This window comes from Streptomyces sp. NPDC017202, from assembly GCF_044331705.1.
In the GTDB taxonomy this organism is placed as follows: domain Bacteria; phylum Actinomycetota; class Actinomycetes; order Streptomycetales; family Streptomycetaceae; genus Streptomyces.
Genome location: NZ_JBIRNP010000001.1, coordinates 263893 through 278236 on the forward strand (window position 1 = coordinate 263893; position 14344 = coordinate 278236).

At 74.5% G+C, this 14344-nt stretch carries 4 protein-coding genes (1 of these 4 cut by a window edge); all 4 read right to left on the minus strand.

Features of this window, described 5'->3' with window-relative positions:
• Tightly spaced (each overlapping or abutting the next), the 4 genes in view from ACH4N1_RS01190 to ACH4N1_RS01205 form a layout consistent with a single transcriptional unit that may run on beyond the window.
• Nucleotides 1-1239: a hydroxymethylglutaryl-CoA synthase family protein gene (locus ACH4N1_RS01190; RefSeq protein ID WP_398093616.1), complete on the minus strand. Its 1239-nt coding sequence runs from the start codon at nucleotides 1237-1239 to the stop codon at nucleotides 1-3.
• Nucleotides 1236-1499: an acyl carrier protein gene (locus tag ACH4N1_RS01195; protein WP_398093617.1), complete on the minus strand. Its 264-nt coding sequence runs from the start codon at nucleotides 1497-1499 to the stop codon at nucleotides 1236-1238. Before ACH4N1_RS01195 ends, ACH4N1_RS01190 begins: the two co-directional genes overlap by 4 nt.
• On the minus strand, nucleotides 1483-2472 hold the full coding sequence (locus ACH4N1_RS01200; RefSeq protein ID WP_398093618.1) for an LnmK family bifunctional acyltransferase/decarboxylase: 990 nt from the start codon (nucleotides 2470-2472) through the stop codon (nucleotides 1483-1485). The genes ACH4N1_RS01195 and ACH4N1_RS01200 overlap by 17 nt, the downstream gene beginning before the upstream one ends.
• Nucleotides 2472-14344 carry the 3' portion of an SDR family NAD(P)-dependent oxidoreductase gene (locus ACH4N1_RS01205; protein ID WP_398093619.1) on the minus strand. The gene runs 10258 nt beyond the window's last position, so only the last 11873 of its 22131 coding nucleotides appear in the window; its start codon lies beyond the right edge, outside the window; its stop codon occupies nucleotides 2472-2474. Before ACH4N1_RS01205 ends, ACH4N1_RS01200 begins: the two co-directional genes overlap by 1 nt.

The window sequence follows — 14344 nt, forward strand, 5'->3', positions numbered from 1 at the left end:
CTAGACCCACTCGTAGGTGCGGTGGTAGCCCTCGGTGCCGCGGTACGCCAGCAGCGGCTCCCGGCCGGGGCGGGCGTCGAGGAAGCGCCGGTAGCGCTCGACCTCGATCTTGCGGTCCTCGACCGGGACCAGGCAGCGGCTGTTCTCGGCGAGCAGCTCGGCGTACTCGGCGAAGTCCAGCGGCACCCGGGCGTTCAGCCGGCCCGCGATGTCCAGCTCGGCCAGCGCCGCGCGGGAACCCTCGTCGACGAGGCCGCTGAAGAACTCGGAGGCGCAGCCCGAGCCGTACGAGAACAGGCCGACCCGGGCGGTGCCCCGGTACGGGGCGTTGTCGATGAGGCTGGCCAGGGCCAGGTAGACGGAGCCGGAGCAGAGGTTGCCGACCTGGCTGGGGTAGACCAGCGAGGGCGACACCCGGGCGGCGAAGTCCGCCTCGACGGCGTCGGGGGCGGCCCCGGACCGTTCCCGCATCAGTTTGCGGTGCCCGGCCTTGACCAGGCCCGCGAACGGGGTGTGCAGGGCGAGCTGGTCGAAGGTGGTGCTCAGGTCGACGTCGGCGACCTTGCCGCAGTAGTCGGCGAAGCTGTTGGACAGGCAGTCCAGGTAGGTGAACAGCGAGCCGTCGACGTCGGCGATGTCGTAGTCCGGCATCGGCCGGGCCGAGTCCATGGTCTCGTGGCTGTGCGCGCCGAACGCGCCGAGGTCGAGGGCGAGGACCCGCGGGTCGTCACCGAGCAGCATGGCGGCGGCGCCGGTGCCGGTGGCCGGTTCGGCGTAGCCGGCCCGGGCGTCGACCATCGACACGTCGGTGCCGATCACCAGCGCCTTGGCGCCCGGGGAGATGCCGGAGGCCAGGTAGCCGGCGGCGATCTGCAGGGCGCCGGTGGCGGCGTAGCAGGCCTGCTTGACCTCCATCACCCGGCACTTGCGGCTCAGGCCCAGGTACTCGTGGACGTACGAGGCGATCGACTTGCTGTAGTCGACGCCGGACTCGCTGGAGGTGAGGATCAGTTCGATCCGCTCCTTGTCCGGCGGGGCGAGCCGGCCGACGATCGGGGCGGCCGCGTTGACGGCGTTGGTGATCGGGTCCTCGCAGGGCAGCGCGATCGAGCGGGCGCTCATCATCAGGTGGCCGATCCGCTCCGGGTCCAGGCCCCGGCCCTCGAACAGCTCGGCGGTGGACAGCTGGGCGAGGCCTGCGTGGATGTTCAGCGCCTCGATGCCGATCCGGACGGTCATCGCTGCTTCACCTCCACGAGGAAGTCGATCAGCGCGTCGATGTCGGGCAGGGTGCTGAAGCCGGCCATCGGCTCGCGCACTCCGAGCGTGTCGATCAGCGCCATGATGATCTCCACCCGGTCCACCGAGTCCGCGCCGAGGTCCTTGAGGTGCTTGTCGCCGGTGATCTGCTCGGCCGGGACCTGCGGCAGGATGGCGGCGACGGTCTCGTGCACCAGGCGGGCCACTCCGGCGCGGTCGGTGTCACTGCGCTGCGGCATTCGAGCCCTCCAGTCGTACGTGCAGGGTGCAGACCGCCAGGCAGCGGTCGCTCGCGGCGTCCTCGACCACCGCGTTCCAGCGTTCCTCGGCCGGGTCGTCGCGGCGCCGCCAGGAGCGCAGCCGGATCCGCAGCACCGAGTCGGCGTCGGCGTTGCCGAGGTAGCAGAGCTGGTGATCAAGCACCGTTCGGTCGAGGAATCTACGGTCGGTGCGGCCCTGGTTCCGCCACATTTTGAGCATGGCGCCGTCGATGATGGAGAAGTACGAGGCGAAGTACAGGAGTCCGACGCCGTTGATGTCGCGGGTGATGTCGATCGGGTACTGGACCTCGTCCGCGGCCACCAGCTCCTCCCACTCCGGGTCCGCCGGGTCGTGGAAGCTCCGCCGGGCCCGGGCCACCCCGTACGCGGCCCGCGGCGAGTGGGCGGCGGGCAGCCGCGGCAGGTGGGCGTGCCGGAAGTCGGCCGGCGCGGAGCTGATCAGCCCCTCGTTGCTGTCGGCCCGGCTGCGCGTCACCCAGCGGTTGAAGTTCTGCACGTACAGGCAGTCGGGCTGCCGGGCCGCGAAGAACTCGTCGGGGTCCAGGCCCTGTTCGGGCTTCAGCTCGGCGCCCGGCGGCACCCGGCGGATCCGGTGCAGGGTGAGCACCGACTCGCTGCCGAAGCCGAACACCCGCGAGGTGGTCTCGATGCGGTCGCCGAAGGTCAGCGCGCCCGGGTGAAGCCGCCCGCCGGAGCGGACCCGGAAGTAGTAGAAGGAGAGGTAGGTGGGCCGGCCCCGGTCGTCGACCGCGTTGAACGCGTCGGTGCCGCAGACCTCGCTGACGGTCTCCCAGGTCCAGTCGCCGACCTGGCTGACGAACAGCGAGTTGTGCCCGCACATCCCTGGCTTGACGGTGACCAGCCGGCCGACCGAGCCGTCGGGGGCGCGCCACACCTCCGGCCGCAGCAGCGGATTCTCGGTCCTGGGCATCACTGCGGCCCTCCATCGTGGTCGGTGTCCCGCCGGGCGTCGTGCTCGGAGAGGAACGCGGTGAGAACGGAGTTGAAGACGTCCGGCCGGGTGAGCGCCGGGAAGTGGCCGGCGTCGTCGATCTCCGCGTACCGGGAGTCGGGGATCGCGCCGTGCAGCAGGTGCGCCGTCTTCTGCGGAATCACCGTGTCGTGGCGGCCCTGGACGACCAGGGTCGGCACCGCGATCCGGGGCAGCCGGGACAGCAGGTCCGGCTCGGTGGCGAACACGTCCAGGTAGCGCAGTCCGGTCTGCGGGTCCATGCTCTCGGAACGCAGCAGCACCGCCTCCAGCTGCCGGCGCCGGTGCTCGTCGGGGGCGCCCGCGCCGTCGGCGGCGGTGATCCTGTCGAAGTCCTCCTGCAGCACCACGTCCAGGCGGTTGACCTCGCCGACCCGGTTGGCGCACTTGTAGGAGCTGCAGATCAGGGTCAGCGAGGCCACCTCGTCCGGGTGCTCCAGCGCGTAGGTCTGCGCGGTCAGGCCGCCGAACGAGGCACCGGCGAGGTGCACCGGCCCGGTCGCGCCGAGTTCGCGCAGCGCCGCCCGGTGCACCTCGGCGAGGCCGTGCAGGGTCAGGTCGGCGGAGGCGGTGGTGCGGCCGACGCCCGGGGCGTGCAGCACCACCACCCGGTAGCGGTCGGAGAGTCCGGCGAACTGGTGGCGGAACACGCCCGCCCCGATGTTGAACGGGTGGATGAACAGCAGCGTCGGCCCGTGGCCCGCCATGAAGGCCTCCACCTCGCCGCCCTGCGGGACGCCGACGATCCGGTGCTCCACCGGCGCGCCGAAGTCGGTCAGCACGCCCAGGTTGTCGTCCTTCGCCCGGACGCCCTCACGCAGCGCCGCCCTGATGTCCTCCGGAACCACCGCCGCGGTGTGGTACGCCGCCTGCGCCGGGGCGGCGGTCGGGTCGACCGGGATCAGCTCGACCGGCGCCGGGCCGGAACGGTACAGCCGGGCCAGCCGCTTGCCGATCTCCCGGATGTCCGGGGTCCCGGTGCCGACCGGGACCGCCAGCCGGATCAGCGGCGCCGCGCCGGCGCCGCCGGCCAGGTGCGGGCCGCCGCGGACGCCGGTGTGCTCGAAGATCCAGTCCAGGCAGGACGGCACCGGGTGCTCGAAGTCCGCGAACTGCTTCATCGCGGCGGTGTCCAGCAGCACGCAGTGCCCGGCCGCCGGACCGATCACGGGCAGGCCCGCCCGCGACAGCAGGTTCCACAGCATCTTCACCGCGGCCCGGCGCCGGCCCACCTGCTCGGCGACGCCGCCGGAGTCCGCGAGGGCCGCCGCGATCTGCCGCCGGCCCGCCAGGTTGACCTGGTGGCCGCGGGTCGACACCTGCTCCCGCAGCCGCTCGACCAGGCCCGGGCGGGAGGTGGCGACCAGACCGCCGAAGTCGATGCCGAAGTCCTTCGACAGGCCCATCGTCACCGCGTCGGCGGTGGCCAGCAGATCCGCCGTCACCTTCCATATGCCCCGGCCCTGCTGGCCCTCGTCGTGCTCCACCACGAACGCCGCGTTCTCCAGCGCCCGGGTGGCGTCGAGCACCAGCGGGATCCCGGCCGCCACCGCGATCCGGCGCACCTCGCGCAGGTTCGTCAGCGAGATCGGGTAGCCGCCCTGGGCGTTGTCGCTGAGTTCCAGGCAGATCATCGACACCCCGCCCGGACGCTCCGCCAGGATCCGCCGCAGGGCCGCCGGGTCGACGTCCCGGAAGGGGCCGGTCCTGGTGACGGGCCGGCAGTCGGGCAGCTCGACCGGCTCGAAGCCGTTGTCGGCGAGGCTCATCAGCAGGGTCGGGAACAGCCCGTTGTGCACGACCGCCTGCCGGATCCCCGGCCACGAGCGGCACAGCAACGCCTCCGCGGTCCGCCCCGACGGGGTCGGCACCACGCACGCGAAGTCCAGCCACGGCACCCGGGGCAGGCCCTCCGCGCCGAGCTCCACGCCCGCCGCGGCCTCGGTCAGCCGGGCCATCCGCTCGGTCACCGCCGGGGTGGCGAGCTCGGCCCACGAGTCGGTGATCAGGTCGAACCGCACCGCGGAGGTGGGCAGGGTGATCGGGTTGCGGCCGTACCCCGAGTCGCTGCCGACCGGTCGCGGGGCGGCGGCCCGGGCGGGCACCGGCCGCTCCGGAGCGGGAGCCACGGCCGGGTCCGGAGCGGGAGCCACGGCCGGGTCCGGAGCGGGAGCCACGGCCGGGTCCGGAGCGGGGGCCACGGCCGGCTCGGGCGCGGCGGACCGGACCGGGGCTTTCGGCTCGGGCTCGGACCTCGGCTCGGGCTCGGACTTCGGCTCGGGCTCGGAGACGGTGCGGGAGGGGGAGGCGGACGTGGCCGGGAGGTCGTCGAGGGCCTCCGGCGCGGTGGTGTCCAGGTCCGGGTTGGCGATCATCAGGATCACGTCGGCGACCGCGCTGCGCCGCTCGTCGTCCGGCTGGCACAGGTAGATCGTCGAGTTGACCGGGCGGAACTTGTTCTTGAACCGGAAGTTGCCCTCGTCGAAGATGCCGACCGACCGCAGCTCGGCCAGGCCGTTCTCCACCTCCGGCGAGGAGTTCGGGGACTCGCCCGCCTTGACGCCGAAGCTCGCGCCGAAGCTGAAGATCTCGACGCCCTCGGCCGCCAGCTTCTCGATGATCCGGACGATCGCGAACTCGAGGCCGCCGAGCGGTGCCTCCTTCGGGTAGAACTCCAGGTCGAGCAGCCAGCCGGACTCCGACGGGATCTTCGTCACGATGATCGCGCTGGCCAGCTCGCCGTCCACCCGGGTGAGGAACATCCGGTGCCGCTCGGCGAGCTGCCCCCGGCCGATCTCCTCGCTGACCACCGCCACGTACGGGTTGACCATCTGCTTGGTCTCGCCCCAGCGGCTCATCATCGCCACGATCTCCTGGTCGACCGCGGGATCGCTGCCCACCCGGTACTCCTCGGTGGCGCACTCCCCCGCCGCGGCGAACCGGTTCACCATGTAGCGCAGCCGGCGCATCCGGGTGCCCTCCATGGTGAAGGTGCTCAGATCGTCCAGCCGCTGCACCGCGCCGAACGGCGTGGCGCTGAACGGCCGGCCGGCCACCGACTCGATGTGCTCCACCGAGAGGAAGTTGGGCTGCAGGCCGTGCCGGTCCGCGTAGGCGACGTACTGCTCGATCAGCTTCGGGAAGTACTCGCGCGAGCCGACGTAGCTCCACGCGAAGAGCACCCCGCCCTTGCGGGAGAAGTTGAAGTACCCCTCCCGCTCGGCGCCCAGGAACATCAGCGGCGCGATGTCACGGCCCGCCAGGCCGCCCTCCTTCGCCCACCGCGCGTCGACCTCCGCAACCACCGCCGCCAGCTCCGGACGCTGTGGCAACTGCCGCTTGCGCAGCACCGTCCAGCCGCCGGGCGGCTGCTCCGACGGCACCGCGGCCTGTGCCGGGGCGGCGGCCTGCTCCGGCCCGGCCACCGCCGACGACAGCGCCTCGCGCAGGCCGCGGGCCGTCGCCGGGCCGTACTCGGCGAGCAGGTGCCCGGTCAGGGCGGGCACCGTCGGGTGGTCGAACATCAGGGTCTTGCGCTGGGCACCGAAACGCTTTTCCAGCGCGCTCACGGTGCGCAGCATGTCGAAGGACGTCAGGCCGTCATCGGCGAACGTGACACCCGGGGTCAGGGTGCGGCCCGAGATCGTCGAGATCAGGTCGACGAGCAGCTCCTGCGGGTCCGGCGCGGACTCGACGGGCGGCGCGACGACGGGGACGTGGACGGGCTCGGGGAGGGGCTCGGGCTCGGGCTCGGGCTCGACTGCCGGTGCCGGTGCCGGTGCCGGTGCGGATGCGGGTGCGGGGACGGACGCCGCTGCGGGTGCGGACGCCGGCACCGGTTGCTGGTCGGGAGCGGGCTGCTCCTCCATGGCGGCGACCACGGCGGCGGTCAACTGCTCGACGTTGTCGTGGTCGTAGAGCTCGGACGCCTTGAGGTCCAGGCCATAGCGCTCGTTGAGGCCGCGGACCAGTTCCATCCGGAAGATGGAGTCGAGGCCGAGGTCGACGAACGAACTGGTCATCAGGATCGTCGCCGGGTCCAGGCCGAGGATCTCCGCCAGCCGCGAGTGGATCAGGCCGGCGACCTCCTCCCGGACCGCCGCCGACACCTGGACGACGACGGGGGCCTGGGCCGGGGTGGGGGCCTGGGCCGGGGTGGGGACGGAGGAAGGAGCCGGGGCAACGGCAGGGGTCGGGGCAGCGGCAGGGGTCGGGGCGGGAGGAACGGCGGCCTTGCCCGAGGCGGGAGTCGCCGTCGACGCCGCGGTCAGCTTGATCAGGCCGCCCTCGGTGCGGGCCGGGGTGACGCCGGGTGCCGGGAGCGGCAGGGCGGTGCGGGCCGGAACCTCGACGGTCACCGGGGCCACCCGAGTCCCAGCGGTCACCGGAGTGCCAGTGGTCACCGGGGTTGCCGAGGGTTCGACGGTTGCCGGGGCCGCCGGAGCGGGGGTGGCGGTGCGGGGGGTGAACCAGTGACGCACGGGATCGAGGGGGAAGCCGGGGAGCGGGAGGCGTCGCGGGCGGGTCGCGGGCCAGTGGGACGCCCAAGCGGTCCGGCCGGTGTCGAGCCACTCGCGGGCGGCGGGATCGGGGGGACAGTCGATCAGCTCGCCCCGTGCGACGGCGCCGAGTCGAGCCAGCAGCCGGTCCCGGTCGGCGGCCGTGAGGACCACGCGTTCGGCGTGGGCGTCGCGTCCGGTCTGCAGGGTCCAGGCGACCCGGGCGAGCTCGGCGTCGGGGTTGGCCTCCAGGTGCCGGGCGAGTGTCGCGGCGTAGTCGCGCAGGGCGGCGGCGGTCGGCGCGGAGAGCGGGAACAGCGTTGCGGCGGGCGGGAGTTCGGTGGGCGTCGAGGTCTCGTCGTGGTACTCCTCGAGCACCACGTGGGCGTTGGAGCCGCCGAAGCCGAAGGAACTGACGCCCGCCCGGCGGACGGTCCGGCCGGTGCCGTCGTCGACACCGTCCCAGTGCGCGGTGCGGTCGTTGACGTAGAAGGGGGTGCCGTCCAGGCGCAGGTACGGGTTGAGTTCGGTGAGGTGCAGGGTGGCGGGCAGTTGTCGGTGTTTCAGGCTGAGCAGGGTCTTGAGCACCCCGGCGATGCCCGACGCGGCTTCCAGGTGGCCGATGTTGGTCTTCACCGCGCCGAGTGCGATGTGCGGGCGGCCGGCCGGCGGCAGGCCCGCTTCGGCGGACAGCTGGGCGAAGGCGCGCTTCAGCCCCTCGGTCTCCACCGGGTCGCCGAGCGAGGTGCCGGTGCCGTGCGCCTCGATGTGGCTGACGGTGTCCGGCGACAGTGCGGCCCGGTGGTACGCCTTCACCAGGACCTGGGCCTGGGCCTCGGGGTTGGGGGCGGTGAGCGAGGTGGAGCGGCCGCCGTGGTTGACGGCGGTGGCCCGGATCACGCCGTGGATGTGGTCGCCGTCGGCCTGTGCCCGGTCGAGCCGCTTGAGCACCACCGCGCCCGCGCCCTCGCCTCGTACGTAGCCGTCGGCGGCGGCGTCGAAGGTCTTGCACCGGCCGTCGGGGCTGAGCATCCCGGACTTGGTGAACGCGGTGAACAGGCCGGGGCTGAGCGTCGCGTTGACACCGCCGGCGATCGCGAGGTCGCAGTCGCCGTCCAGGATCGCCCGGACCGCCCGGTGGATCGCCACCAGCGCGCTCGAGCACGCGGTGTCCACCGCCTCGCTGGGGCCGCGCAGGTCGAGCAGCCGGGAGATCCGGTTGGCGAGCACCGCGTGCGACAGGCCGGTGGCGGTGTGCGCCTGGACCGCGACGCCGTTGGTGCGCATCAGGTCGTCGTAGTCGGTCGTGGAGACTCCCGCGAACAGGCCGGTGGCGCTGCCCGCGAGTTCGGACGGCGGGTAGCCCGCGTTCTCCACGGCGCGCCACACCACCTCGAGGAACAGCCGCTGCTGCGGGTCCATCAGACCCGCCTCGGTGGCGGAGATCCCGAAGAAGGCGGCGTCGAAGTCGGCGATGTTCTCCAGGAACCCGCCGCGCAGCTCCCGGGTCTCCGGGTCCTGCCGCAGGTCGGTGCGGTCGGCGGGGACCGGGCCGACGAGGTGGTCCCCGGCGGCGAGGTGCCGCCAGAACTCGTCGAGGTCGGCCGAGCCGGGCAGCCGGCCGGCCATGCCGACGACCGCGATGGGCGTCGGACCGTACGGCTGCTCCGGCTCCGGCCCGACGACGGCGGCGGCGGGTGCGACGGGCTGGGGCGTCGCCACCGCCGCGGGTGCGACGGGCTCCGGCCCGACGACACCGGTCGGCGCGACCGCCTGGGGCGCCGCCACCGCCGCGGGCGCGACCGCCTGGGGCGCCGCCACCGCCGCGGGCGCGACCGGCTCCGGCCCGACCACGGCGGCGGGAGCGACCGGTGTCGGTCCGACGACACCGGCGGGAGCGACCGGCATCGGCCCGACCACACCGGCCGATGCGACCGCCTGGGGCGCCGCCACCGCCGCGGGCGCGACCGGCTCCGGCCCGACCACGGCGCCGGGAGCGACCGGTGTCGGTCCGACGACACCGGCCGGTGCGACCGGCTCCGTCGCCGGATCGGGCACGGGAGCCGGCCTCCGACCGGCCGTTCGGGATATCTCGTCCGCGTGGTGGGTCACCAGGTAGCGGGCGAAGTCGTCCAGGGTCGGACACTCGAACAGGACGGTGGGCAGCAGGTCGAGGCCGTAGGTCTCGTTGACGTCGACCGAGAGCTGGGTGAGCGTGATCGAGTCGAAGCCGGAGTCCAGGAGCTCCGCGTCCATGTCGACCTCGTGTTCGTCGACCAGCAGGAACCCGGCGGCGATCCGGCGCAGTTCGGCCCGCACCGCGAGGTCCGGGTCGACCGCCGTGGGGACGGGGGCCAGGGCCGGAGCGGACACCTGTACGGGGGCGGGGGCCGGGTCCGGTGCGGGGGCGGCCTCGGGCGCCGCCGAGGCCGTGCCCTCGACCGCGACCAGCACCGGCTCCTCGCCGGCCAGGGCCTGGCAGAACACCCGCAGGCCGGTCTCGGTGGTCATCGGGAGCATGTCCCAGCGCTGGGCGTACAGCCGGAGGGTGGCGTCGTCGACCCGCATGCCGCCCTCCTCCCACAGCGGCCAGGCGATGGCGACGGTGCGTCCGTCGCGCAGGCCCCGCGCGCGCAGGCGTTCGCGGGTCTCGGCGAAGCCGTTCAGGTAGGCGTTGGCGTAGGCGTAGTCGACCTGGCCGAGGTTGCCGATCTCGCCGGCCAGCGAGGAGAAGACGGCGAAGAAGTCGAGCGGCCGCTCGCCGATCGCGTGGTCGAGGTGGGCGACGGCGAGCTTCGGGGCGAGCACGGCCTCGACCTCGGCGCGTTCCTTGCCGACGGCGCGGCCGTCGCGCACGACCCCGGCGGCGTGGATGACGCCGTGCAGCGCGCCGTAGAGGTCGATGGTCTCCTCGACCACCAGGCGGACCTGTTCGGGGTCGGTGACGTCGGCGCGCTCCCAGTGCACGGTGACGCCCCTGCCGGCGAGTGCGTCGAGGCGGTCGCGGGCGTCGCGGCCCGGTCCGTTGCGGGTGACCAGGACCAGGTTGAGCGGGCGGCCGTGGACGGCCATGAACTCGGCGACCCGGACGCCGAGGGCTCCGGCGCCGCCGGTGATCAGGTAGGTGCCGCCGGCGCGGAGCGCGAGGTCGGCGGGCTCGCCACTGGTGGCCGGGGTGAACCCGGCGAGCCGGCGCAGCAGTCGGGCGCCGTCCCGGTAGCCGGACTGGGTCACCGGGTCGCCCGCGGTGGCCGCGGTGAGTTCGGCGAGGACCCGCCCGGCGGTGTCCCCGTCCGGGCCGACCGCGAGACAGCTGCCGGTGAAGCGGCTGTGCTCCATGGCGAGGCTGCGCAGTGCGGCGGCGACGGCGGTGTGCTCGGGCCGGGCGTCCTGCGGCGCTCCGGGGTGCGCGTAGACGGCGCGCAGCGGGGTGCCCGCGGGGGCGGTGGCCAGCAGGGCGGTGGAGGACCACAGCAGGGGGAGGAAACCGGCGTCCGGATCCGCCCCGGCGGCGCCGGCGGCGACCACGAGCGCGTCCGGCAGCGCGCCGGTGGCGGCGAGCCGGGCGGCGAGCCGCCGCAGGTCCTCGCGGTCGCCGGTGGCCACCGTGTACCGGTCCTCGCCGGTGGCGGCGAGGCCGGCCCCCGGGCGGGCCAGGACGGAGCGGGTGCCGAGGCCTTCGAGTCGGCGGGCGAGGTCGGTGCCGAGTTCCTCGTCCATCGCGATGATCAGCACCGTCGACGGGAGCGGGGCGGCGGCGGGGGCGAGCGGGGCGGGTTCCCAGACCGGGCGCAGGTAGCGGCAGACGGTGGCGGGCCCGGCCGGCGCGGCGGGCGCCGCGGTCGCGGGGAGCGGGGCGGTCGCGGGGAGCGGGGCGGTCGCGGGGAGCGGGGCGGCGGTGTGGTCGGGCAGCCAGTGGCGGCTGCGCTCGAACGGGTAGGGCGGCAGCTGGACCCGGCGGGGGTGCGGCGCGGTCCAGCAGACCTGCCAGTCGACGGGGACGCCGGCCGTCCAGAGCCGGGCGAGCTTGGGGAGCTGGCGCTTGGCCAGGATGGTGGCGACCAGCGCGGCCCCGTCCTCGTCGTCGAGCAGCGACCAGCCACCGGAGTCCCCGCCGACGCTGCCCACGACCACCCCGGCGCTTTCCGCACCACGGACGAAGTCGTGCAGCCGGTCGGCGAGCTGGGAGGTGTCGCTGGCCAGCACCGCGAGCCGCTCGGCCATCTCGCGCCGCCCGATCTGGCTGGTGCGGGCCAGTGCGGCGAGCGGGAGCCCGGCGCCCTCGGGGGTGGCGAGCAGTTCGGCGACCCGTTCGGCGTAACGGACCAGCTGGCCCCGGGTGCGCGCGCTCAGCAGGAACAGCTGTTCGCCGTCGGGCAGGCGGGGTGTCGCGGGGGTGGTGCGGGGGCGGTATTCCTCCAGCACCACGTGGGCGTTCGCGCCGCCCGCGCCGAAGGCGCTGACGCCGGCCCGGCGCGGGGAGCCGTCGGCGGGCGCGGGCCAGGCGACGGACTCGCGCGGCGGGTAGAACGGCGAACCGGCGAAGTCGATCCTCGGGTTGACGTTCTCCAGGTTGACGCACCGGGTGATCCGGCCGTGCCGGAGCTGGAGCAGCGCCCGGGTGAGTCCGGCGATGCCGGCCGCGCCCTCCAGGTGGCCGATGGCGGCCTTGACGGAGGAGACGGCGCAGCGGAACTCCCCGGGGGCCGCGCCCAGTTCCTCGAAGGCCCGGGTGAGGCTGGTGATCTCGATCGGGTCGCCGAGGGCGGTGCCGGTGCCGTGCGCCTCCAGGCTGCCGATGGTGCGTGGGTCGACGCCGGAGCGGCGCACCGCCTCGGCGATCAGCGCGGCCTGCGCCTGCGGGTTGGGGACGGTGTAGCCGCCGGTCTTGCCACCGGCGTTGACGGTGCTGCCCTTGATCACGGCGAGGATCTCGTCGCCGTCGCGCTCGGCGTCGGCGAGCGGCTTGAGCAGCACCGCGCCGACGCCCTCCCCGGGCACGAAGCCGTCGGCGCGCTCGTCGAAGACCTTGCAGGCGCCGTCCCCGGCCAGCATGTTGAGCGCGGACAGCGACACGTGGTGCGCGGGGTGCAGGATCAGGTTGACGCCGCCCGCGACGGCCATCCGGCACTCGCCGCGGCGCAGGCTCTCGACGGCGAGGTGGACCGCCGTCAGGGAGGAGGAGCAGGCGGAGTCGACGGCGAAGCTGGGGCCCTGGAAGTCGAAGTGGTAGGAGACCCGGTTGGCCACCGACCAGTACGCGGAGTGGGCGCCGGAGAGCTTGCCGTGCGCCCAGCCGGTGGCGGCGAGCCGTCCGTACGAGCCGTACATGACGCCGGCGAACACCCCGGTCATCGTCTCGTGGGTGGAGCCGCCGAGGTAGCCGGCCCGGTCGAGCAGGTCCCAGCACGTCTCCAGGAAGAGGCGTTCCTGCGGGTCGATGTCGGCGGCGTCGCGCGGCAGGATGCCGAAGAAGGCGGGGTCGAACTTGTCGATGTCGTCGAGGAATCCGCCCCACCGGCTGTAGCTGCGGTCGCCGCGGCCGCGCTTCGCGTCGAAGGTGGGCCGCCAGTCCCAGCGGTCGGCGGGGACCTCGGTGACGGCGTCGCGGCCGTCCTCCAGGTTGCGCCAGAAGGTCTCCACGTCCGGCGCGCCCGGGTAGCGTCCGCTGACCGCGATCACGGCGATGTCGGCGGGCCCGCCGTGCGCCGCCGGGCCGGGCCGGGCCGGCTCCGCGACCGGCACGGGCGGCGTCGCCCGCACGACCGGGGCGGACGGCGTCTCCTGCACGACCGGCACGGGCGGGGCGGACTGTGCCGGCGGGCCGGCCTCGACGGGCGGCGCAACGAGCGGCGCGATGGGCTGCGCGGCGGGCGATGCGGCGGGGCCGAGCAGCGCGGTCAGCCGCTCGGCGCGGTCGGTGCGCAGGTGGTTGGCGAGCTGATCGATGGTCAGGTGCTCGAACAGCAGGGTGGCGGGCAGCGCGCCGAGGTCCTGCTCCATCCGGTAGACGATGTTCTGGCCGACCAGCGAATCGATTCCGTACGTCTCGAAGGTCGCGTGGTCGTCGAGTTCGGCGGCACGGAACTTCAGCACCTCGGCGAAGACCTGCCGTACGTAGCCGCGGACCTGGGCCGCGGTCGGCGCCGGTGTCTGCTCGGCTGTCACGTTCAACTCCCGTTCGCTCGTCACCAGGCACTGCTCGAGTTCGTCCTCGGGGGTGCCGGGGATGCCGCGCACCCCCGTCACCCGGAATCCCGCCTCGGTGAGGCAGGCCCGCCACTGGGCGGGGCCGAGCAGCGCCGAGTCCGGGAGGCGGCGCTGCGGGTCCTCGAATCGCCACCAGCCCTCGGTGAGGCCGAAGGTGAGGGTGACGAACTCGGAGGAGCCGGTCACCTCGTTCACGGCGAGCACGCCGCCGGGCCGCAGCAGGGTGCGGACGTTGGCCAGGGTGCGGCCGAGGTCCCGGGTGGCGTGCAGCACGTTGGTGGCCAGTACGACGTCGGCGCAGCCCGGCTCGAAGCCCTGGGCGGCGGGGTCCCGCTCGATGTCCAGCAGCTCGTAACGCATGCCGGGCGCGCGGTGGCCGGCCTCGCCGTGGCGCAGGAAGGCCGGCGAGACGTCGGTGTAGCGGTATGCGGTCGGCACGCCGGCCGCGGCGCAGGCGGCCAGCACGTGGCGGGTGGCGGAGCCGGTGCCGGCGCCGATCTCGACGATCCGCAGCGGCCGCTCGCCGCCGGTGAGCCGCCGCGCGGAGCCGACCACCTCGGCGGCCATCAGCCGGTGGAAGTGCTCGGCGCCCGGCCCGTCGGCGTAGACCGGTTCGACGAGGGCGGGCGAGCCCTTGGGGAACAGCACCTCGGTGGCGGCGGTCCGGCCGGACAGGATGCCGGGGACGCCGGCCACGCAGGCCTGGAGCAGCGTCAGGTGCGGCACCATCGCGGGGTGGGCGGCGGCGAACTCGGCGACCGGCAGCCGCGCCGGGTCGAGCAGGGCGCGCCGGAAGGTCAGCGTGCCGTCGCCGTCCAGGGTGGCCGCGCCGGCCCGTTCCAGTACCCGCAGCACCGCGCCCAGCACGGAGCGGTTGCGGCCGACGGCGCCGAGCCGGTCGGCGAACGCGTCGAGCGTCGACGGCTCTTCCAGCGGCGGCAGTTCGGGCAGTGCGGCGAACTCGGCGCGGAGCAGGTCGGCGGCCACCACGTCCAGCGCGGCGAAGCCGGCCCGGGCCCGGGCGAGCGGGTCGTCGGCCTCGGCGCGGACGCCGAGCCGGGCCAGTCCCCGTGCGTCGGCCTTGACCACCACGGTCTGCGGCA